The following is a 22,633-nucleotide window of genomic DNA, read 5'->3' as shown; positions in this document are numbered from 1 at the left end:
CCATGGAAGCGCGAGCCAATAATGACAGACACCGCCAGCGTCAGCAGAAACTGAAAGAACAGGTTGATACCCGCGTGGCGGCAGCAACGGAGAAGAAAGGGATCCTGATTGTCTTCACCGGCAACGGTAAAGGAAAATCCACCGCAGCCTTTGGTACGGCAACGCGCGCGGTTGGTCACGGAAAAACCGTTGGCATCGCGCAGTTTATTAAAGGCCAGTGGGATAATGGCGAGTACAACACGCTTCAACCGCTCGGTGTCGAATTTCATATTATGGGCACCGGATTTACCTGGGAAACCCAAAATCGGCAAGCGGATATCGAGGCGGCAACGGTAGTCTGGCAGGAAAGTAAGCGCATGCTGGCTGATCCGCAGTACGATCTGGTGGTGTTGGATGAGCTTACTTACATGCTGGCTTACCACTATCTGGACACCCAGGAGGTTATCAGCGCCATCGAAAATCGCCCTGCGGAGCAAAGCGTCATCGTGACCGGGCGCGGATGCCATGCGCTGTTACTGGAACTGGCCGATACGGTCAGTGAAATTCGCCCGGTCAAGCACGCGTTTGACCGCGGGATTCAGGCACAGATTGGAATCGACTGGTAGCCGTTCTTTTGCCGGATAACGATGCTAACGCGTCTTATCCGGCCTACCAATCGTTGTAGGCCTGATAAAGCGCAAACCACCATCAGGCAGCCGACACCACGGACTTACTGAGCAACCAGTTACGAAATGTCTGTAAATGCGCAGACTCCGATTTCTCTTCACGCCACGTCATAATGAAACGGTTCCCGGTGCGCATCGGAACATCGCAAGGAATGACCATATCTCCATTGTCCAGATCGTGCTGAATGGCAAAACGAGGAAGCAGCGCAACCCCCAGATTAGAACGGACCGCCGCAATCAACATCGACAACAGATCAAATCTCGGGCCTTTATTTACCAGCGGGCTGCTGACGTTGGACAGCGCAAACCATTCCTGCCAGCCTTTGATTCGCGTACTCTGGTGCAACAGCGGGTATTCGTTCAGCAGTTCGTGGACTGACAGTTTCCGTTCCGGTTCGGCCAGCAGGCAGCGGCTGCAAACTGGCAGAATTTCCTCTTCAAACAGGTACTCAACCTCTGACCACGGTGAGTAGAAATCTTCGCGCATAATTGCCGCATCATACTCACGATTAAGAAAATCACCGATATTCGCCAGCGAATGGATGTTCACAATAATATCAGGATTGAGTTTGTTAAACTCGCGCAGGTTGGGGATCAACCAATGCGTACTAAACGTCGGATTTACCGCCAGCTCAATAACCTGTACGGTCGGTTGCCAGGTCATTATTGTGGTCGTATCACGCTCGAGTTTATTTAACGTTTCTTTAACGATACTTAAATAGTGTTTGCCGGCCGCATTTAAAAAAATACGTTTTTTGGCATGATTAAATAGCGCGGTATTAAGAAAATCCTCCAGTGCATTCACCTGGCGGAAAACAGCACTTTGTGTTAACGCCAACTCTTCAGCTGCCCGGGTATAACTTTCGTGACGCGCAACCACTTCAAAAGTTACCAGCAACTCCGTCTTGGGTATTTTTCCTCTCATAACCTCTTCCATATGCAGCGTACAAAAATAGTTTAATTTATAAAAAATAATTCAAGGCACCCAGATAAGCACCGAGAGTTATATTTTATTTTCTCCATTGATGTCATTGATCCAATCCATGATTTGCTCACACTGATGGCGGATAAATATTAACCAATAATACTCAAGCACAACAATAAACACAATTTAAATAAGGTTAAACCTAAGTAAATAGTGCCAATAAGTTCTTAATAATTTTTCAAGTCTTCTTGTTTATTGCAGAAAAAACTTTGCGAGATTAATCAATATTATCCACGCGCTAATCCTGGATAATTTCACGTTATAACTTACGGGCAAACGACTGCTTTTAATCATTTATTGATGTCGTTTGTGCCATTTTTTGACAGACGTGATAAAGGACACATTGTGAAAACTTTCGGAAAGGTCTGGCTCGTTGGAGCAGGTCCTGGTGATATTTCATTACTGACCCTCAAAGCAATGATGTGCATTAAACAGGCCGACGTCATTATTTACGATCGGCTGGTCAATCCTAAAATTTTGGAATGGGCATTACCTGACTGCCTGCTTATCAATGTCGGCAAAAATCCAGGCTTCCATTGCGTTCCCCAGGATGAAATCAACGCACTGCTGGTCCAGTATGCCCAAACACACCACAACATTGTGCGCCTCAAAGGTGGCGATCCGTATGTCTTTGGCCGTGGGGCTGAAGAAGTGGAGGATCTGGTTGAAATGGGCATCCCTTTTGAAGTTGTACCGGGTATTAGTTCTACGATTGGCGGCCTGACCTATGCCGGTATCCCGGTGACGCATCGCGATTTTGCCTCCGGTTTTCACGTGGTGACTGGCCACACGCGTGAAGGCAATCAGCAGCAGGACTGGCGTCAACTGGCGAAACTTAACGGCACGTTGGTCATCGTCATGGGTATCGCCAATCTGGCGTTTATCTGTGAAGAGCTGTTGATGGGCGGGAAATCAGCAGACACGCCCGCCGCGCTAATTATGTCCGCGACCCGAGAAAATCAACGTCGCCTGACCTGCACGCTCGGTTCATTATTGAGCAAGGCGCTGGAAGCTAATATTGTTCCACCGGCGCTGATTGTAATCGGAGATGTGGTGACCCTGAGCGATCGGCTCTCTTTTATACCTGAAGCCATCAAGCTGCCAGACAATCTTTACTGCGAAAGTCTGGCGTGACGAAAAGACTGGGGCGACGTTTGATGCGCCGCCCGGAAAACGCGGCAAAAGTAACTGGTTTGCGCGTATTGCAGTTTCCTGGCAATACTGTCTATGGAATGAACCGGATCGTGTAATAACTCCCCTGCTTTTTGCATTTTTTTCTGACTCACCCAGGTTTTAAAATTAACACCCTGGCGTTTCTTGAAAAACCGGCTGAAATAGTTCGCGCTTAAGCACACATGAGCCGCGACAGATTCCAAAGACAATTCACCATACAAATTCTCGTCAATATAACGCAGCGCCGCCATAAGTTTTTTCTCGTGACGTGAAGGCTCAGTGAAATAATGATGAGCGTATCGGGTTGCCGGAACCTCAATCTTCTCAGAGATCAATTGTTCTTTCTCAAAATTATCAACAATAAAACTTAACAAATTTGCTGACGCCACCAGTACATTATTATCCACCATCGCAGACTGGCCCCACTCTGCTTTAATCTCGGGGTTATTAATCCATGAGTTTATGTTATCAATAGCGATAGTTTTATATTCCTGATATTTTACCCGCACCTGCCCGCAGATAATAAAACCGTAAAGATGTCCCTCATGAATTAATGGCATCGAGAACAGACTTAGCCCTGCATGACAGGTGAGTATTCTGGGTTTAAGCTGTTTTAATGCCTCAAAAGCACAGTACTTGTCGCACTTTTGGCAACCTGCTCGATAGCGCTCATCCGCACGCATTAATGTGCAAAACGAATTAAAATTATGACATTTAGACAACGCTATACCGTTAATATCAACGACGACTGTGGCTAACCCAGTGGCTCGGGAGAAGAGTTCTGCGATAGAGAAAAAACGGTGTAAATAGTCATCCTGGATTTTCAGCGGCACGTTATCCTCCGGCATTAATAATATTAAGGCCGCTAATATGCAAAAATTAGCCTCAGGAAAGAATGATGCTCACCGCAAAAAATAATCTCATTTGTGCAGATGATTATGATCAATTGGCAAGAAAATTATAGCGACCACGATAATACTCTGCAGCACACCGCGACTTCGCTTTCTCAAAGATTAACGAATCTTCACACTCTCTTGTGAAACTCTTTTCGCAACACTCAACACCTAACCTCATTATTTTCAATAAATTACCCGTTTTTAATGTGAATCGATGATGTGCTTATTTGTGATAATCATCATGTGAATGTGAAAGGCCCTCCTGAATAATATGTTCAATTAGCAAACAATCTGAACGGAGTTGATCCATGGCCGTCACCACAGGCGTTATCGCCGACGATTTTACCGGCGCAACGGACATTGCAAGCTTTATGGCGCAGCAGGGGTGGCGCGTCGCGCTTCTGCCCGGTATGCCCGATACCGCGCAATGCTGGAATGAAGAGGTTGACGCTATCGTCATCTCGCTGAAAAGCCGCTCATTACCCGCAGAACAGGCCGTCACCCAATCCCTGTCCTGTGCCCGCTGGCTGAAACAAAATGCAGGTGTCCGCCAGATTTATTTTAAATATTGTTCGACGTTTGACTCCACGCCAACAGGCAATATTGGCCCGGTCAGCGATGCATTGATGAACGACCTGCAGGTTCCGCTGATCGTCCACTGCCCCGCTCTGCCGCAAAACGGACGCACGGTGGTGCATGGTCATCTTTTTGTACACGGTGTACTGCTTAACGAATCCGGGATGGAAAAGCATCCGCTCAATCCAATGAACGATGCCAGCCTGCCGCGCCTGCTGAGCGCGCAAACGCCAGGCGCGGTTGGTTGCATCAACCTCACGACCCTGCGTCAAGGTGTGGAAGCGGTCACTTACGCCCTGGCCCAACTTCAGGCTGAAGGTACGCGTCACGTTATCGTCGATACGCTGGATGAAGCAGATCTCAACACGCTGGCGCAAGCTCTCCATGCCAGCCCTCTGTTAGCCGGTGGCTCCGGGCTCGGCGGCGCTCTGGCCGCCTGCAGCGGAGGCCAGCAATCCATGCCGCCGGACTCCTTTCCACTGCCTGCCAAAACGGTGGTGTTCTCCGGTAGCTGTTCGGCAATGAGCAATCGTCAGGTTAATCGCTACAAGGCCGCGGCAGCGTCTCGTTTGCTTGATGTGTCCCGCTGCCTGTCTGATGCCGAACGCTACACCGATGAACTGAGCGCCTGGGCGATGACGCATATCAGCGACTCATTAGCGCCACTGATATACGCCACCCAGCCGCCAGACGTACTCAAACGTATTCAACAGGAGCACGGCGAACAGGTCGCCAGCCAGGCAATCGAACACGCTTTTGCCCGGCTGAGTTCAAAGCTACGAACTGCGGGTGTAAACACCTTTATCGTCGCGGGCGGAGAAACCTCCGGCACCGTTGTGGAAGCCTTGCAGGTGAAGCGTCTGTCCGTCGGCAAAGCCATTGCGCCAGGCGTGCCGTGGGTATTTTCCTCCGGTCTGGCGCTGGCGCTGAAGTCAGGCAACTTTGGTGACGACGATTTCTTTTTTACTGCCCAGGAGTACGCATTATGAATTCGGTGAGTGAACACCAACTGCGCGAACTACTCGTCCACTATGGCCGTTCCCTGTTTATGCGCGGTTACAGCAGCGGCGGTTCCGGCAATCTTAGCGTCAAAATGCCGGATGGCGGCTATCTGGTGACCCCGACCAACTCTTGTCTGGGCGAGCTTGATCCTGCCACGCTAAGTCGGCTGGATGCCAACGGCGTTCATCTTAGCGGCGACAAACCCTCAAAAGAGGTGCCCATGCATCTGGCGTGGTATCGACATCGGCCATCCTGCGGCGCGGTCGTGCACCTGCATTCTCCATGGCTGACCGCGCTCTCCTGCTTGCCGTGCACCACGCCGAAAAACTGCCTGCCGCCATTAACACCGTACTATGTGATGCGCGTCGGGCAGTTACCGCTGCTGCCCTATTTCAAACCTGGCCATGAAGGCATTGCCAGCGCACTGAGTGAAATCGCGGCAGACCATACGGCCGCGCTGCTGGCCAATCACGGGCCGGTAGTAAGCGGTCGCTCGCTGCGTGAGGCGGTGTTTAACGCTGAAGAACTGGAAGACAGCGCCCGCATCTGGCTGACGTTAAAACCGCTTGGCTATGTTCCGCTCTCAGAAGAAGCGGTGGCCGAACTTGAACATTCCCGGCAAGCGTGAGGTGACATAATGATCCCCGAGCAACGACGTGATTTTATCTACCGCTACGTGCACGAAAAAAATGCCGCCTCATTTAATGAACTGGCAGATTTGATGAGCGTGTCGCATATGACCGTGCGTCGCGACATCCAGTTGCTGGAAGAAGAAGGCAAAGTTATCGCCATTAACGGCGGAGTGAAGCTCAATAACCTGCTGAAATCCGAGCTGCCATGGCGGGAAAAAGCCGAGTTGAATCATGACGTGAAACGTAAAATGGGCCAGCTCGCCGCCATGCTCATTGAGCCCGGACAAACGCTGTATCTGGATGCCGGAACGTCGTTGTTTGAAGTGGCGAAAGCGGTCGCCGCCAGCCATTGTTTCAATCTGACGGTAGTAACCAACGATTTTTCCATCAGCCACTATCTGATGGATATGCCGCACATCACGCTCTATCACACCGGTGGTCTGGTGGATCAGCGTAACCGCTCATGCCTTGGAAAAAGCGCCGCCAGTTTTCTGCGCACCATTAATATTGACGTGGCGTTTCTGAGCTCCTCATCGTGGGATACCGAACGCGGCATGTCGACGCCGAGCGAAGGGAAAGCCTCGGTTAAAGAAGCGGTACTCACCGTTTCCCGGCGTCGGGTGCTGGTCTGCGACAGCAGTAAGTTTGGCAAATACGGCATGTTCCATATCTGTGGGCTGGAACAGTTAACCGACATTATTTCTGATAACCGGTTACCGGAAAACGCCCAGCAAACTCTTGCCAGCCAGGGCGTTAAGCTGCATCTGGTTGATAACCGGGAGGGTGCGCGCCATGCTGAAGTTAGCGGCTAACCTCGACTGGTTGTTTACAGATTTACCAATAGCGGCGCGATTTGCGGCGGCGCAGGCGGCTGGTTTTCGCGGCGTTGAAGGGCTATTTCTCTGGCAGCACCCGCTGGCGCATTTGCACGCTGCACAGCGGGAAACATCCCTGCCGGTGGTGCTGATGAACGCACCGGCGGGTAACTGGGCACAAGGTGAGCGGGGACTGGCCGCGCAGCCCGGTCGAGACCCGGAATTTCACCATAGCCTCAACGTGGCGCGTGATTACGCCACGGCGCTGGGCTGTCGTCGGGTTCACGTTATGGCCGGTTCGCGCTGCGACGATCTGACGCTTCACGCTCAGCGCACTCTCCTGACCAACCGGCTGCGTATCGCCTGCGATATGATGGCTGAAGCGGAAATCGATGTGCTGATTGAACCGTTAAATTCGCAGGATATGCCCGGTTATTTTATTGACAGTTTTCCGTTGGCCGAATCTATTATTCAAGAGGTTGGCAAGAAAAATATCGGTTTACAGTTTGATATTTACCACTGTCAGAAAATTCATGGCAATGTGGCAAAAAATATTGAACGCTACTTCACCTTAATTAAACATTTTCAAATTGCTTCTGTCCCCTATCGCCATGAACCGGGAACAGGTGAATTAAATGAAACATGGCTATTCGATTTTATTAGAAAAATGAATTACCAGGGCTGGATTGGCTGTGAATATCAACCATCAACATCAGGGCCCGACTCATTAAACTGGATAAAGCCTTACCTATAATTTAAATATCTCTGTACCGGAGGAAAATATGTCGGATACTGTTATTATTTCGCTGGCACCCGTTGCCGCGGATTGCCCCAGAGTTATACCCGCAGAACTGGCGCAGGAAATACTCGCCAGCGTAGAGCATGGCGCGTCCATCGTGCATTTACACGTTCGCGATAAACAGGGTCGCCTGACGCCGGATACCACCGATTTTCAGGCGACCATTGATAACGTCATGCGCCATTCAGACCTGATTATTCAGGCGTCTACCGGCGGCGTCTCTTCAATGTCCATCGCCGAACGCTGCGCGCCACTCTCCTGCCCCGGCGTAGAGATGGCTTCGCTGAACGTCGGTTCCGTCAACCTCGGAGATGCGGTGTACTTTAATCCCGGTCCGGACGTGGAATATTGCTCCCGGAAAATAGTTGAGCGCAATATTATTCCCGAGTTTGAAGTTTTTGAAATTGGCATGATTAATAACATCCTGAACCTTGAAGATAAAATAAAATTCCAAAAACCCATGCTCTTTAATATCGTCCTCGGCCATCGCGGCAGTACGCCAGCAACCATTGACGCTTTAATTGCTCTGCGTAGCATGATCCCGCGCGATGCCTTATGGGGTATTACTCATTTTGGCAGAAAGAACTTCGATATTATTGCCGCCGCCGTCGGCATGGGGGCCAGTGAAGTACGAATCGGCTTTGAGGATAGCTATTATTTAAGCGCTGAAGAAAAAGCACAGCATAATTACCAGCAGGTTGCCAAACTCGCCACGCTCATTCGCAGCATGGATAAAAAAGTCGCCACGCCAGAAATTGCGCGGCACATGTTATCTATTCCATCCCGGCAGCAATAACAACAGCAAGGACATTTCAACATGACTATGACCACTGTTATTCACAAAACCGGACTCGGCGTCAGCGTTGCGGGCGCGGCGCTGGCGATTATCGGTGCGCTAATCCAGTCCGCGGCGCTCTGGCAGCCAGGGCTGGTGATGTTCACCGCCGGATTCGCCGCCGGAGCAGGCTACTGGCCGGGTCTACGCAGCTATCAGTTTACGCTATGGATCATCGCCGGGTTTGTCGCCGCCATGACCTGGTCTACGGATCTGATCGTCTGGGGCGGTTTCAATATCACCCATAAATGGATCGTGTTTCTCGTCATTCAGGCCACCATGTTTAGCATGGGCACTAAGCTAACGATCCAGGATTTTATTGACGTCGCCAAAATGCCGTGGGCGGTGTTTATTGGCACCTTCTGCCACTTCGTCATCATGCCTCTGCTCGGCCTGAGCATTACGCTTATCTTTAACTTTCCGCCTGAGGTGGCGGTCGGGATTCTGCTGATTGGCGCCTGCCCAAGCGGACTCTCCTCTACCGTCATGGTCTATATCGCGAACGCCAACCTGGCGCTGGCGGTCTCGATCGCCGCAGTCTCAACGCTGGCGGCGACGGTGATGACGCCGCTGTGGGTTAATCTGCTGGCGGGGTCGATGATCGATATCCAGCTCACCGCGATGGTAATGGATGTGGTGAAAATCGTATTGATCCCCATCGGCGCGGCAATTCTGCATGACTATCTGAAAACCTATGCGGGCGTGCGCGGACGCCGTGTCGTCCAGATGCTGGCCGGGATCGGCGCTCTTTGGCTGCTGTATATGATTGCTGGCGGCTGGGACGCACTGTTTGGTCACGCCAGCGCCGACGCGCAAATGTACGCGGTGGTGCTCAACTTCGTGGCAGGCGGTCTCGTCTGGGCATTGTTCTACAACTGGCTGTATGGCCGCGTGGCGGGCGTGAAGAAAATCATGCCGACCATCTCAATGATGGGGATCATTTTCTTTACGACCACCGCAGCCGCAGCCGGGCGCGAGAACCTGGTGCAGGTCGGCTTCCTGCTCTGCTTCGCCATGTTGATGCATAACCTCGGCGGCTTCCTGATTGGCTATCTGATGAGCCGCTGGATCTTCCGCATGGACGTACAGTCTGCCCGCACCGTAGCCTTTGAAGTCGGCCTGCAAAATGGCGGCATGGCGTCCGGGCTTGCCGCAGCGATGGGCAAACTGGCAACGGTTGGCCTGGCCTCGGCGGTGATGACTCCGCTTGGCAACGTCAGCGGCTCGCTGCTCGCGAACTACTGGCGCAAGAAAGACGCCAGACAGGCGCAGGCAGCCGCAGCCAAAGATCCCGTTCAACCCGCTTGCGAAAATCTGTCAAAAGGATAATCACAATGACAACTCTCACTCTGGGGCATGCCCTGCGCGCCGTGGCCTCTGCGCTCGAACTCGCCGAAACATGTTACGCAAAACGCCCGTTAAGCGTGGCCGTATGCGATGCCAATGGCGAACTACTCAGCTTTGCGCGGATGGATAACGCCAAACTGTTAACCATCGAGTTAACCCAGCGCAAAGCACGCACCAGTAGCCGCCTGGGCTGTACCACGCAGGCATTTTTACAGCGACTGCAGAAAGAGCAACTGGATATCGGTTATTTTGCCGACCCGCTGTTTACGGCGCTGCCGGGCGGGATCCCGATTCTGCACCAAGGAAAATGCCTTGGGGCCGTCGCGGTAGGCGGTTTATCCGCGCAGGAAGATCATGATGCGGCGCTGGCCGTCGCGGAAACGTTACTTAAGGAGATTGCCCAATGAAAAAGGTCGCCATGCTGCATACCAGTGCCGCCACGCTTACGATGATGCAACAGCTGATTGCCGACATCATGCCGGATGTTGAAGTCATGCACCTGGTGGAAGAATCCATGATCAAGCAGGTAATGAAGGCCCAGGGCGTGACGCCCAATATTGCCGCCCGCATCGCCGATTATGTACATATTGCCGAAAAGGCGGACTGCGATATCTTTATTACCGCCTGCTCCTCAATTGGTACTGCGGTGGAGCAATGCCAGTTTATGACCCCACTTCAGCTCGCACGCATTGATTGCGCAATGGTGGAAGAGGCGATTGAAAAAGGTGAGCGGATCGCCGTACTGGCGACCGTGGCAACCACGCTGAAGCCAACGCTGGATTACGTACAGCGCAAAGTGCAGCAGAGCGGTAAATCGCGAACCATCACGCCTATATTAATGGAGGAGGCATTCCACGCGCTGCTGGCGGGAGACATGGATACTCATGACCGTATCGTCAGTGAAGGGTTACAGAGCGCCTTTACCCAGGCAGATGTTGTGATGCTGGCGCAGGCCTCGATGGCGCGCGTTTTACAGCAGCTCCCTTCCCCGCCGGTGCCGGTAATGACCTCGCCGGAAAGCGGAATTCGCTGGTTGAAAACACTGGCATCATCCTGATAGCGGCCGGTCAGCGCCAGCATAAGATTGCTGGCGCTGACTCATCACTTCTTTCAGGCCAGTTTCAGACTAAACGTCCGCGACTGCCCTGGCCGAAACACGCCGTTAATTCCCTTCGTATCGCTCTGCTCGCCAGCGGGTATTTCATCCATACCGGTTTCGCGGCAACGCATTACGCTTTGGCTAAACGACACGGCGGCATCGCAGCTGACGCTGTCAGAGGGATTAAATAAACGCAGGATGATTTCATCTCTGTCCTCTGCTTTTTTTAGCGCGCTAAGCTGACAGCCAACCGGTGACATACTCAACAGGCTGTAGCTATCGGGAACAGTAAACGCTGCTTTGTTGAGCTTCATCGCATCCCACGGGATTTTGTTATAACACTGGACGGGCGTCAGCCAGGCACGCGCCTGCTGAGCCAGACCAACGTTAAGCGGCGTCCCGCTATAACTAAACAGGCAAAAGCGCCCGTGCAGCACGCCCCGCATCTGGGAATCCGGTACCGCCATTTTTATGCCTGACGGCCTGCCGGGACGCAATAAGAGATCCTCTTTGCCGAGTAAGCCGACGCCACGGAGCAGCGTCAGAGCAAACGTTTTTCTCTCCTCGCCCACTACCTCAAATTCGCGCAATCCTTCGCTAAACACCGCGAGTCCATGACGCCCCTCCTGCAGCGCGGCGTAGTTGAGCAGATTCCAGACCGGCACCGGCGCTTCTTTCCATCCCTCAGCCTGCCAGTTGGCCATCGCTTCATCGTGAACAGGCCGTAGCAGCGAACCAAACTGGGTATCAGCCAACACGTCATTAGTGTGAAATGGCGTGGGGATAAGCACCCGAACTCGGTGATCGTCAGCCTGATTGTCAATGCGAATATCAACCTCAATCCGCCGGCTGTTATGGCTCAGCGTAACACCTATTTCGATGCTAACTTCACCATTGCACTGACGTGACGCGCGCGCCTCCAGATCCGCCGGAACCGCCATCCGATAGCGAATGATTGCCCGGTCTTGCCATCCCTCGCGGATAATTTCATGCTCAAACGCAACGCCCGCAGACGTGAGGCGCCAATCCTCGCGCGAGGGGGAGTAATCGTACTCATCCCCGTCATCGGCGCTTTCTTCAATCTCCAGTACGCGTTGATAAACAATCCCTGAATCCTTATCGCGTAGCTGTAGCGTTCCATCGTCATTGAGATCGATCAGCCAGAACGCGTTCTCCAACAGTGCCTGGGTCGCCGGAGCGGGTATCGCCTGACGGCCAGCAACATGCGGTTCGATATACAGCGTGCAGTACCCCATCGAAGGTAGAATCTGGTTGAGCTGAATATCAAACTCCATAAACGGCTCGTAGTTGCCGTAATGGACGATTTGCCGGTCGATAAGACCAGGATCAAGCTCGCGCACGCCACGAATAAAATAAGGGATTTCATTTCCACTTCCATCAAGCAGGCGGAACTGGCTGGCGCGAAGACGTACGGTCGTATTGATCACCGCCTCACGCGGCCAGGGCATCAGGTTGAACATCACCAGCTTGTCTTCTTCACTGTGCGCCATGTTGTCAGTGATTTTACGCAGGTAAAAACGAATCAAATTGTCGGCCATATCTTCGGCCAGCACGAAGCGTGAAACGATTTCACGATGCACTTTATCGCTACAGCAACAGCCGATGCTGTCGTGGGCATGATTCTTTAAAATCTCTTTCCACATTTTCTCCAGCAGACCGTGGTGATATTCAAAACCTAAACTCCAGGCCAGCGTGGCGAGCGGTTCCAGCAGGTTAACGATTTTATTCTCAATACGTGCATGGATAATTTTGATATCCATTCGTGTGGAGCCAATCGTACGATGCACGCGCATATATTTACCGTCGATAAACTCGCCGTGCAGGGTAGCCAACGTCTCCCGATGCGCTTCGATATGAGCAAAAATCTCCTCGAAGCGGCTCATGACAAATTTTCGCTGCGGGTAGATTTCACGCAGTTTATCCATCACCGCAAAGATGTTTTGCTGTAACGGCATCTGGTCATGCCCGTTGGGTAATAGGATTTCTTTAGTCACCGAGGCGTTCTCCAGCACCTCGAAGTAGCCGTCAAGTCGCTTACGCAGCCCGGCCTCATCCTCGGGTAAGTACTTACCAATCGCATAGCCCAGCGGCAATACCTGTGTCGTCACCTGGCTACCGTCAGCGCTTTGCCATAAAAATTCGGTTTTATCGGTGCCATGACGTTCAGAGCACCCACGCCAGAACAGAGCCCGGTTGATACCAAAACCATTATAAATATGCGGCATCTGCCCGGACATCCCAAATGAATCAGGTAGATAACCTATCTTCATCGGTTCGCCAAAGGCCATACAATCGCGGATGCCGTACATCAGATTGCGGACAATTGACTCACCGGAAACGAGGGTCGTATCCGTTTGCGTGTACCAGGGGCCGATAATAAGCTTCCCGGCCTGCACCAGCGCTTTAACCCGCTGCCGGTTTTCAGGTTTCACCGCAAAATAGTCTTCCAGCACCGCCGTTTGACCATCCAGCACGTAATATTTGTACTCTGCATCCTGCTCAAGGCGAGTCAGGATCTCTTCCATATTGTTAACCAGCAAAATACGCGACTCTTCGGTGGTGAAGTACCACTCACGGTCCCAGTGCATATGCGGCGTAATGTGAACGCGAGATACTGCTTTCATCGTCATTTCCTGTTGAGTAAGTGCTTACGGCATCACGCTATCGGTGACGTATTTCCCCTGTTTAACCGCTTGACGCCGCCAGAGCAGTAAAATCGCCGTGGAGATAATCGTCCCAATCAGCGCGGCGCCAAACCAGCCCGCGGCGGCCATCACCGCGCTTAGGTCTGTGGGGATAAGTAAAAAGAGCGAGAAAATCCCGGCACCTGGGGTCGAAAGCCCAATCCCCATGGCCCCAACGATGGCTCCGGTCGCCATCGACCCCATCACTAAAGAGCCAATCACCCGAATCGGGTCCTCAATCGCCAGCGGAATCGCGCCTTCGGTAATCCCGGCAAGGCCGAGCAGCCAGGTGGATTTACCGGTCTCAATCTCAAACTGTTTGAACAGGCGTGGCGCCAGCATGGTTGAGGCGGTGACGGTAAAAGCAGAAACCATTTTTACCGAAGCGAAAATGGCGTAGGGACCGAATACGCCGTTGGCCATCGCGCCCAGACAAAATGCATATGCCGCTTTATTGACCGGACCGCCAAGATCAAACGAACACATAAAGCCCAGGATCATACCGAGCAGTAGCGCGTTGGTGCCTGATAACCCATTTAGCCAGGCCGTCAGCGAGGTATTGATCCAGGCGACAGGCTCGCCAATCACAAACAACATCAGGCTACCCGCGCCCAACGTGCCAATCACCGGATAGAGGTAGAACGTTAAAAAGCCATTGAATTTGCTGCTTAAACGCAGATGCTGTTTCACCCAACGCATGAGATAACCGGCAATCAGGCCACCGGCAACACCGCCAAGAAAACCCGAGCCGATTAAGTTCGCCGCCAGACCCGCCGCAAAGCCTGGAGCCAGCGCTGGTTTATCCGCCAGCGAATAAGCGGTATAGGCCGACAGTACCGGAACCATCAGCGTGCCCAGCATCCCGCCGCCGAGTTGGCGATACATCCACAGCCAGGATTTCTCTAAGCTGTACACATCCTGTAGGCCGAAAATCTGTGCAATCAATACCGCCACCGCCAGTACCGTCCCTCCGGCGACGATTAACGGCACGGCAAACGAAATTCCGCTCAGCAGTGCTTGTTTCAGGTCAGTTTTCAGCCCCTTTTTCACCTCTGTCTGTGGCTGAGAAACACGCTGGCTTTGCAGAGGCTCCAGCGCTAACGCCTGTTCAATCAGCGCTTTTGCGTGGCGCAACGGTTCGGCAACCGGAACGGAGATCGCCGGGATACCGTTGAAACGTTCACTTTCTTTAATAGCGACCTCTGCGGCGAAAATGCAGGCGCGCGCATCATTCAGTTGTTGAGCCGTTAAGCGGTCTTCAATGCCATTGGCACCCTGTTTTTCCACCACCACGTTAACGCCCATTTGCCGACCGGCTTTCTCCAGATACTCAGCCGCCATATAGGTATGCGCAATGCCCGCCGGACATGCGGTAACGCAAACAATCGTTGGCGCATCCGCCGTCGCCACTGCGGCCTGCGGCGGTGTTTCGACCACTAATGCCGCCAGCACCGCTTCGGCGCTGGTCGCCGCCATCACGCGAGCACGCAGATCCTCATCCGCAAGGCAGGTGGTCAGTTCGGTCAGGATTTGGATATGAGTTGAACCGGCTTCATCTGGCGGGATCGCCAGTAAAAAAATAAGTTCAACAGACTCCGGGCCATCAATACCTTCCCAGTCCATCGGTTCACTCAGCGTCGCCACCGCGAAAGCCGCCTCTTTCACGGCCGACGATTTACCGTGCGGTACCGCCAATCCTTCGCCAAGCGCCGTAGGTCCCAGCGATTCGCGGTGAAAAACTTCCGCCAGATAAGCGTCGGCATCGGTGATTTTGCCTAATTCGGTCAGCCGCTGCGTAAGTTGGCGAATGGCATCGTCACGATCGGTAAATCTCGCCTGCACACAGACTGCGCGAGGGTGGGACAGTATTGTCAAATTCATCATGGTCCTCAGAGGATTGTCATTATTATGTGCCGCGATTGTCGCAGACAAAACAATACCTTTACGTGATCAATTTCACTAACGAGACAATATTTGTATTTAATTTGTATTATTTACTATTGATAAAATGTACGCATAATTTGTCTTGAATATCTGACTTTATTGCCGACAAAAGCGAAAAGAGATGAGCAAAAAACCGATGTACCGCCAGATAGCCGACGTTCTGCGCGAACAAGTTGCAAAAGGTGAATTAAAACCAGGTGATGCACTTCCCACAGAATCTACGCTACAGAGCCGTTTCGAGGTCAGCCGCGTGACCATCAGGCAAGCACTCAAGCTGCTAACGGAACAGAATATTATCGAGAGCATTCAGGGCAGCGGTTGGTATGTGAAAGAGGAGCGCGTCAATTACGACATTTATCAGCTCACCAGTTTTTATGAGAAGCTTGCCGACCGTCAGGTTGAAACGCACAGCGAAGTGAAGGTCTTTGAGGTCATTCCAGCAGGAGAGATGTTGGCCGAGTGGCTACAGCTGGCGGCTGAAGATAAAGTCTGGCATGTAAAACGAGTTCGTTTTATTAAGCAGAAAGCCGTTACCCTCGAAGAGACATGGATGCCGCTCGCCCTCTTTCCCGATCTCACCTGGGAGGTGATGGAAAATTCTAAATATCACTATATAGAACAGATCAAAAAGATGGTTATCGATCGCAGCGAGCAGGAACTGATCCCGGTTATTCCGGATGAGGATACTGTAGAAATGCTGGGCATGCCGCAGGGGAAACCAGTGCTGGAGAAAATCTCTCGCGGGTTTCTGCTCGATGGTCGTGTTTTTGAATACAGCCGCAACACCTTCAAAAGCGACGATTATAAATTTACGCTGGTGGCAAAACGACGCCATTAAAAAAGGCCATCATCAGATGGCCAACCATGTCGAAACGGGACCAGACCTTGACTATGCAGAGAGTCAGGGCTGTTTTTTTTCTTACTTAATCACTGTTTTCAGCGCTTCGCCGATATCGGCCAGGCTACGAACGGTTTTCACGCCAGCGGCTTCCAGCGCAGCGAATTTCTCATCCGCCGTACCTTTACCACCTGCGATGATCGCACCAGCATGACCCATACGTTTACCTTTCGGCGCAGTCACACCCGCGATGTAACCCACAACCGGCTTGGTCACATGATCTTTAATGTACGCCGCCGCTTCTTCTTCCGCGCTACCGCCGATCTCACCGATCATGACGATCGCTTCAGTCTGCGGATCTTCCTGGAACAGCTTCAGGATATCGATGAAGTTAGAGCCTGGGATCGGGTCGCCGCCGATACCCACACAGGTAGACTGACCAAAACCATAGTCGGTGGTCTGCTTAACCGCTTCATAGGTCAGCGTACCGGAACGAGAAACGATACCGACTTTACCAGGCTTGTGAATATGGCCCGGCATGATGCCGATTTTGCATTCGCCAGGGGTGATAACACCTGGGCAGTTCGGGCCGATCATGCGTACGCCAGCTTCATCCAGCTTCACTTTCACGGTCAGCATATCCAGCGTTGGGATACCTTCGGTGATGGTGATGATAAGCTTGATGCCTGCATCGATAGCTTCCAGGATGGAGTCTTTGCAGAACGGAGCCGGAACGTAGATAACGGTGGCGGTTGCGCCGGTCGCTTCTACTGCTTCACGTACGGTGTTGAACACCGGCAGACCCAGATGCGTGGTGCCGCCTTTGCCCGGCGTAACGCCGCCGACCATTTGCGTACCGTAAGCAATCGCTTGTTCAGAGTGGAATGTCCCCTGGCTACCGGTGAAGCCCTGGCAGATAACCTTGGTATCTTTATTAATTAAAACTGACATTATTTCCCCTCCACTGCGGCAACAACCTGCTGAGCTGCATCCGTCAGACTTTTCGCTGCAATAATATTCAGGCCGCTATCAGCCAATTTTTTCGCGCCGAGTTCAGCGTTGTTACCTTCAAGACGTACCACGACCGGAACGTTAACGCCCACTTCTGCTACCGCGCCGATGATACCGTCCGCGATCAGGTCGCAGCGTACGATACCGCCGAAGATGTTAACCAGTACGGCTTTAACATTGTCGTCAGAGAGGATAATTTTGAACGCTTCGGTTACACGTTCTTTGGTCGCACCGCCGCCAACGTCGAGGAAGTTAGCCGGTTCGCCGCCGTGCAGTTTAACGATGTCCATGGTGCCCATTGCCAGGCCCGCGCCGTTAACCATACAACCGATGTTGCCGTCCAGAGCGACGTAGTTCAGTTCCCACTGTGCAGCCTGTGCTTCACGCGGATCTTCCTGAGACTGGTCGCGCATTTCACGCAGGTCAGCCTGGCGGAACAGCGCGTTGCCGTCAGCGCCCAGTTTGCCGTCGAGGCAGATCAGATCACCCTGCTTGGTCACCACCAGCGGGTTGATTTCGATCAGCGCCAGATCGCGCTCAAGGAAGATAGTCGCCAGACCCATGAAGATCTTGGTGAACTGCTGAACCTGTTTACCTTCCAGACCCAGTTTGAACGCCAGTTCACGACCCTGATAAGGCATCGGACCGGCCAGCGGATCGAGCGCTACTTTGTGGATCAGGTGCGGCGTTTCTTCCGCCACTTTTTCAATTTCCACGCCGCCTTCGGTAGAGGCCATGAAGACCACGCGACGGGAACTACGGTCAACAACTGCGCCGAGGTAAAGTTCTTTACCAATGTCGGTCGCTGCTTCAACCAGAATCTGATTTACCGGTTGACCATGGGCGTCTGTCTGGTAAGTGACCAGACGTTTACCCAGCCAGTGTTCAGCAAAAGCGCGAATGTCTTCTTTGCTGTTCACAACCTTCACACCGCCCGCTTTACCACGGCCACCAGCGTGAACCTGACATTTCACTACCCACGGGCCTGCGCCGATTTTAGATGCAGCTTCTTCAGCTTCACGCGGAGTAGTACAGGCATAACCCACCGGTGCCGGTAAGCCATAGCGGGCAAAAAGTTGTTTTGCCTGATATTCATGTAAGTTCATGTGTTCTGTCCATCCTTCAGGTAATCGTTATCTTTTACCCGTAGGCCTGATAAGCCTCCAGACCTACGGGGCAGGTGATACTCTTATTTACTACACGTCCAGCAGCAGACGCGTCGGATCTTCCAGCAACTCTTTAATGGTTACCAGGAAGCCTACTGACTCACGACCATCGATCAAACGGTGGTCATAAGACAGCGCCAGATACATCATCGGCAGGATTTCAACCTTACCGTCTACGGCCATCGGACGATCTTTGATAGCATGCATACCCAGGATGGCGCTCTGCGGTGGGTTGATGATCGGGGTAGACATCAGGGAACCGAACACGCCACCGTTAGTGATGGTGAAGTTACCGCCCGTCAGATCGTCGACCGTCAGCTTGCCGTCGCGACCTTTAACTGCCAGCTCTTTAATATTTTTCTCGATGTCAGCCATACCCAGCAGATCCACATCACGCAGGACCGGCGTGACCAGGCCACGCGGCGTGGAGACCGCCATGCTGACATCAAAGTAGTTGTGGTACACCACGTCATCGCCGTCGATGGACGCGTTCACTTCCGGATAGCGTTTCAGCGCTTCAACAACCGCTTTCACGTAGAAAGACATAAAGCCCAGACGGATACCGTGACGTTTCTCGAACGCGTCACCGTACTGCTTACGCAGATCCATGATTGGCTTCATGTTGACTTCGTTGAACGTGGTCAGCATGGCGGTGGAGTTTTTCGCTTCCAGCAGACGCTCAGCTACGCGTTTGCGTAGACGGGTCATCGGAACACGTTTTTCGCCACGAGCGCCCAGTTGAGCCTGTGGTGCAGGCGCGGCGGCCGGCGCTTTGGCTTCTGCTTTCGCAGCCGGTGCTTTGGCCAGATGCTTTTCAACATCTTCACGCGTGATACGACCACCGACGCCGGTGCCATTGATGGCGCTGGCTTCGAGGTTATGCTCACCCAGCAGGCGACGGATCGCCGGGCTCAGGGCATCGTTGTTCTGTTCAGCAAGAGACGCCTGCTGGCGTTGTGCCGGAGTAGAATCTTTCTCTTCAGACTTGGCGCTGGTCTCTTTGCCAGAGCTGTTGCCTTCACGCAGGCGACCGAGGATCTGGCGAGAAGTGACGGTTGTCCCTTCATCTTCCAGAACCGCATCAAGAATACCGTCCGCTGATGCCGGTACTTCCAGTACCACTTTGTCAGTTTCGATTTCTACCAGTACTTCATCACGACGTACTGCATCGCCCGGTTTTTTGTGCCAGGTTGCAACCGTTGCATCCGCTACGGATTCAGGCAGGTCGGGAACAAGAATATCTACGCTACTCATTATTTATCCTTTATTTAATCGACGTTCAGCGCGTCATTAACCAGATCTTGTTGCTGCTTCTGGTGAACGGACATATATCCTACTGCCGGAGAGGCAGAGGCCGGGCGACCTGCATAACGCAGAGCTGACCCAAATGGAATTACTTCACGGAAATGATGCTGGCTGCAGTACCATGCGCCCTGGTTGAGCGGCTCTTCCTGGCACCAGACAAAATCATGTACATGAGCAAACGGTTTCAGCGCTTCCTGCACCGCTTTATGCGGGAACGGATAGAGCTGTTCGATACGCACAATGGCGACATCTTTTTGGTCGTTCTTGCGGCGTTGCTCCAGCAGGTCGTAATAAACCTTACCAGAACACATCACGACACGCTTCACGCCTTTAGGATCAAGTTCATCTACTTCGCCAATGGCTGGCAGGAAGGTGCCATTTGCCAGTTCGTCCAGCGTGGACACCGCCAGCGGATGACGCAGCAGCGACTTCGGTGACATCACTACCAGCGGACGACGCATTCCGCGCAGCGCCTGACGACGCAGCATGTGGTAAACCTGTGCCGGGGTAGACGGGACGCAAACCTGCATGTTTTGCTCAGCGCAAAGTTGCAGATAACGTTCCAGACGCGCGGAGGAGTGCTCCGGACCCTGACCTTCATAGCCGTGTGGCAGCAGCATAACCAGACCGCACATACGGCCCCATTTCTGCTCGCCGGAAGAGATGAACTGGTCGATAACCACCTGCGCACCGTTGGCGAAGTCACCGAACTGCGCTTCCCAGATAGTCAGGGTGCGCGGTTCTGCCGTGGCATAACCGTACTCGAATGCCAGCACCGCTTCTTCAGACAGCACGGAGTCCCATACGCGGAACGTGCCCTGGCCGTTATGCACATGCTGCAGCGGAGTGTACGTTGAACCATTCGCCTGGTTATGAATCACCGCATGACGGTGGAAGAAGGTTCCGCGGCCAGAGTCTTCACCCGACAGACGTACCGGAATGCCTTCATCAACCAGCGTGGCGTAAGCCAGATTCTCTGCGCCACCCCAGTCGAACAGCTTCTCGCCTGCGGCCATGGCCTGACGGTCGCCGTAAATTTTGGCAACACGCGACTGCATTTCCACCGCTTCAGGCACGGTGCTGATGCGTTTTGCCAGCTCCTGCAGACGCTTCATCTCAACTTTGTTCGGGTAGTTTTCATCCCATTCGTGGTTGAGGTACGGTGACCAGGTGAAGGAGTGCATATTCATTGGACGCCACTCTTTCACCACGCATTCGCCTGCGTCCAGCGCGTCACGATACAGATTGACCATTTCGGTCGCATCTTCCAGCGTAGCGACGTTGTCCGCTTCCAGCTTGTCAGCGTAGATTTTGCGCGGAGTCGGATGCTTTTTGATTTTCTGATACATCAGCGGCTGGGTTGCGCTTGGCTCGTCGGCTTCGTTGTGGCCGTGACGGCGGTAGCACACCAGATCGATGAAGACATCGCGTTTAAAGGTATTACGGAAATCCAGTGCCAGACGCGTTACGAAAGCGACCGCTTCCGGGTCATCCGCGTTCACGTGGAAAATCGGCGCCTGAACCATCTTACCGATGTCGGTGCAGTACGGTGTAGAACGTGCATCCAGCGGGTTAGAGGTGGTGAAGCCCACCTGGTTGTTGATAACGATGCGAACGGTACCGCCCACTTCGTAACCACGCGCTTTCGACATGTTCAGGGTTTCCTGAACCACGCCTTGCCCGGTTACTGCCGCATCACCATGAATAGTGATTGGCAGCACTTTATTGCTGCTCGGCTCGTCCAGACGATCCAAACGTGCACGTACGGAACCGATAACCACCGGGCTAACGATTTCCAGGTGCGACGGGTTAAACGCCAGCGCCAGATGCACCAGACCGCCTTCGGTTTCAATATCCGATGAGAAGCCCATGTGGTACTTCACATCACCGGTGCCGAGGTGTTCTTTATGTTTGCCCGCAAATTCGTCGAATAGATCCTGCGGCTTTTTACCCAGCACGTTAACCAGGACGTTCAGACGACCACGGTGCGCCATACCCAGTACCACTTCACGGGTACCGCTGTTACCGGCGTGGCGGATCATCTCTTTGAGCATTGGGATTAACGCATCACCGCCTTCCAGCGAGAAGCGTTTCGCGCCCGGGAATTTCGCGCCCAGGTAGCGTTCCAGACCTTCCGCTGCGGTCAGTTCGCTGAGGAAGCGTTTCTTCTCTTCACTACTGAACGCAGTACGACCAGACTCGATACGCTGCTGAAGCCAGCGTTTTTCTTCGGTGCTGGTGATGTGCATATACTCGGCGCCAATCGGGCCGCAGTAGGTTTGTTTCAGCGCGACAACCAGGTCGCTCAGCTTCATCGTGTCTTTGCCACCGGCAAAAGAACCCACGTTAAAGCTTTCCTGGAAATCCGCATCGGTCAGATCGTGGAAGGAGGGATCCAGATCGGCCACATTTTCTTGCTGCCACAGTCCCAGCGGATCGAGATTCGCATGCTGATGACCGCGGAAACGATAGGCGTTAATGAGCTGCAGGACTTTAACCTGCTTCACATTGGCATCAGGGTCGGAAATAGAAGAAGAGTAACGTGGGGTAATCAACGCCTGTCGACGGAAATAATCACGTGTTTTTGAGTGGAGTTGATCCGGTTTGACTCCGGTACCAGGTAACTGCTGGAACGTCGAACGCCAGTTAGCATCTACCGAGTCAGGGTCGGTTAAGAAGTCTTCATAGAGCTGTTCTATCCAGCTCTGGTTAGAACCAGAGAGGTAAGAAGAGTCCAACCAGGCTTTCAAAGCGCTGTTCTGCATCGTGATCCCTTAAGCATTTGTATGCTTATTTCGCCGTGGATACTACCACGCACACCGATGTGCGTGCCGGGGTTC

The 22,633-nt window shown here is 52.9% G+C and carries 19 protein-coding genes; 11 read left to right on the top strand and 8 right to left on the bottom strand.

Annotation, left to right across the window (positions count from 1 at the left end; translation table 11 throughout):
- Positions 1 to 2: 2 nt before the first annotated feature.
- Positions 3 to 605, top strand: coding sequence for a cob(I)yrinic acid a,c-diamide adenosyltransferase (cobO, locus tag B9P82_RS01190; RefSeq protein ID WP_016156012.1), 603 nt, complete (start codon positions 3 to 5; stop codon positions 603 to 605).
- Between the two features lie 82 nt (positions 606 to 687).
- Here the strand turns inward: cobO and B9P82_RS01185 are convergent, their stop codons facing one another.
- A complete protein-coding gene (locus tag B9P82_RS01185) occupies positions 688 to 1,590 on the bottom strand; it encodes a LysR substrate-binding domain-containing protein (RefSeq protein WP_047359471.1) in 903 nt (300 codons plus the stop codon).
- Positions 1,591 to 1,995: 405 nt separating this feature from the next.
- On the opposite strand from B9P82_RS01185, the gene cobA reads away from it, so the two are divergent.
- On the top strand, positions 1,996 to 2,784 hold the full coding sequence (cobA, locus tag B9P82_RS01180) for a uroporphyrinogen-III C-methyltransferase (RefSeq protein ID WP_101700002.1): 789 nt from the start codon (positions 1,996 to 1,998) through the stop codon (positions 2,782 to 2,784).
- Here cobA and B9P82_RS01175 read toward each other — a convergent pair.
- Positions 2,763 to 3,656 (bottom strand): PocR ligand-binding domain-containing protein, encoded by an 894-nt coding sequence (locus tag B9P82_RS01175; RefSeq protein WP_101700003.1) that lies wholly within the window; start codon positions 3,654 to 3,656, stop codon positions 2,763 to 2,765. The two genes, cobA and B9P82_RS01175, sit on opposite strands and share 22 nt — an antisense overlap.
- 371 nt (positions 3,657 to 4,027) lie before the next feature.
- On the opposite strand from B9P82_RS01175, the gene otnK reads away from it, so the two are divergent.
- The 8 genes from otnK to B9P82_RS01135 are packed head-to-tail and all read left to right on the top strand — an operon-like array spanning position 4,028 to position 10,782.
- The gene (gene otnK / locus B9P82_RS01170; protein ID WP_101699832.1) at positions 4,028 to 5,284 is read left to right on the top strand and encodes a 3-oxo-tetronate kinase; all 1,257 of its coding nucleotides are present in this window, start codon (positions 4,028 to 4,030) and stop codon (positions 5,282 to 5,284) included.
- The gene (locus B9P82_RS01165) at positions 5,281 to 5,925 is read left to right on the top strand and encodes a 3-oxo-tetronate 4-phosphate decarboxylase (RefSeq protein ID WP_016152294.1); all 645 of its coding nucleotides are present in this window, start codon (positions 5,281 to 5,283) and stop codon (positions 5,923 to 5,925) included. Before otnK ends, B9P82_RS01165 begins: the two co-directional genes overlap by 4 nt.
- A gap of 9 nt (positions 5,926 to 5,934) precedes the next feature.
- Positions 5,935 to 6,741, top strand: a complete 807-nt coding sequence (locus tag B9P82_RS01160) for a DeoR/GlpR family DNA-binding transcription regulator (RefSeq protein WP_046274719.1) — start codon at positions 5,935 to 5,937, stop codon at positions 6,739 to 6,741.
- Complete coding sequence (locus B9P82_RS01155; protein ID WP_101699831.1) at positions 6,722 to 7,498, top strand: hydroxypyruvate isomerase family protein; 777 nt, start codon at positions 6,722 to 6,724, stop codon at positions 7,496 to 7,498. The genes B9P82_RS01160 and B9P82_RS01155 overlap by 20 nt, the downstream gene beginning before the upstream one ends.
- Before the next feature lie 28 nt (positions 7,499 to 7,526).
- Positions 7,527 to 8,339, top strand: a complete 813-nt coding sequence (locus tag B9P82_RS01150) for a beta-keto acid cleavage family enzyme (protein WP_101699830.1) — start codon at positions 7,527 to 7,529, stop codon at positions 8,337 to 8,339.
- A 21-nt stretch (positions 8,340 to 8,360) separates the two neighbouring features.
- On the top strand, positions 8,361 to 9,707 hold the full coding sequence (locus B9P82_RS01145; RefSeq protein ID WP_016156006.1) for a bile acid:sodium symporter family protein: 1,347 nt from the start codon (positions 8,361 to 8,363) through the stop codon (positions 9,705 to 9,707).
- Between the two features lie 5 nt (positions 9,708 to 9,712).
- Entirely contained in the window at positions 9,713 to 10,132 is a 420-nt protein-coding gene (locus B9P82_RS01140; RefSeq protein ID WP_101699829.1) for a GlcG/HbpS family heme-binding protein, read from the top strand.
- Entirely contained in the window at positions 10,129 to 10,782 is a 654-nt protein-coding gene (locus tag B9P82_RS01135; RefSeq protein WP_016152288.1) for an aspartate/glutamate racemase family protein, read from the top strand. The genes B9P82_RS01140 and B9P82_RS01135 overlap by 4 nt, the downstream gene beginning before the upstream one ends.
- 53 nt (positions 10,783 to 10,835) lie before the next feature.
- On the opposite strand, the gene mngB is transcribed toward B9P82_RS01135, so the two are convergent.
- On the bottom strand, positions 10,836 to 13,469 hold the full coding sequence (gene mngB / locus B9P82_RS01130; RefSeq protein WP_101699828.1) for a mannosylglycerate hydrolase: 2,634 nt from the start codon (positions 13,467 to 13,469) through the stop codon (positions 10,836 to 10,838).
- 24 nt (positions 13,470 to 13,493) lie between these two features.
- Positions 13,494 to 15,410 carry a PTS 2-O-a-mannosyl-D-glycerate transporter subunit IIABC gene (gene mngA / locus B9P82_RS01125; protein ID WP_101699827.1) on the bottom strand — a complete coding sequence of 639 codons (1,917 nt, stop codon included), beginning with the start codon at positions 15,408 to 15,410 and terminating at the stop codon, positions 13,494 to 13,496.
- Between the two features lie 184 nt (positions 15,411 to 15,594).
- Between mngA and B9P82_RS01120 the strand changes: the two genes are divergently transcribed.
- A complete protein-coding gene (locus B9P82_RS01120; RefSeq protein WP_019076293.1) occupies positions 15,595 to 16,311 on the top strand; it encodes a GntR family transcriptional regulator in 717 nt (238 codons plus the stop codon).
- Between the two features lie 81 nt (positions 16,312 to 16,392).
- On the opposite strand, the gene sucD is transcribed toward B9P82_RS01120, so the two are convergent.
- The 4 genes from sucD to sucA form a co-directional block, all read right to left on the bottom strand.
- Complete coding sequence (sucD, locus tag B9P82_RS01115) at positions 16,393 to 17,262, bottom strand: succinate--CoA ligase subunit alpha (protein WP_003022929.1); 870 nt, start codon at positions 17,260 to 17,262, stop codon at positions 16,393 to 16,395.
- Positions 17,262 to 18,428, bottom strand: a complete 1,167-nt coding sequence (sucC, locus tag B9P82_RS01110; protein ID WP_003022927.1) for an ADP-forming succinate--CoA ligase subunit beta — start codon at positions 18,426 to 18,428, stop codon at positions 17,262 to 17,264. Before sucC ends, sucD begins: the two co-directional genes overlap by 1 nt.
- Before the next feature lie 90 nt (positions 18,429 to 18,518).
- Positions 18,519 to 19,742 carry a 2-oxoglutarate dehydrogenase complex dihydrolipoyllysine-residue succinyltransferase gene (gene odhB, locus B9P82_RS01105; protein WP_016156001.1) on the bottom strand — a complete coding sequence of 408 codons (1,224 nt, stop codon included), beginning with the start codon at positions 19,740 to 19,742 and terminating at the stop codon, positions 18,519 to 18,521.
- 14 nt (positions 19,743 to 19,756) lie between these two features.
- On the bottom strand, positions 19,757 to 22,558 hold the full coding sequence (sucA, locus tag B9P82_RS01100; protein WP_016152283.1) for a 2-oxoglutarate dehydrogenase E1 component: 2,802 nt from the start codon (positions 22,556 to 22,558) through the stop codon (positions 19,757 to 19,759).
- Positions 22,559 to 22,633: the final 75 nt, after the last annotated feature.

Source organism: Citrobacter sp. L55, from assembly GCF_002850715.1.
In the GTDB taxonomy this organism is placed as follows: domain Bacteria; phylum Pseudomonadota; class Gammaproteobacteria; order Enterobacterales; family Enterobacteriaceae; genus Citrobacter; species Citrobacter braakii.
Note: the sequence above shows the minus strand (reverse complement) of the source record. Positions and strands in the feature narration are given on the sequence as shown.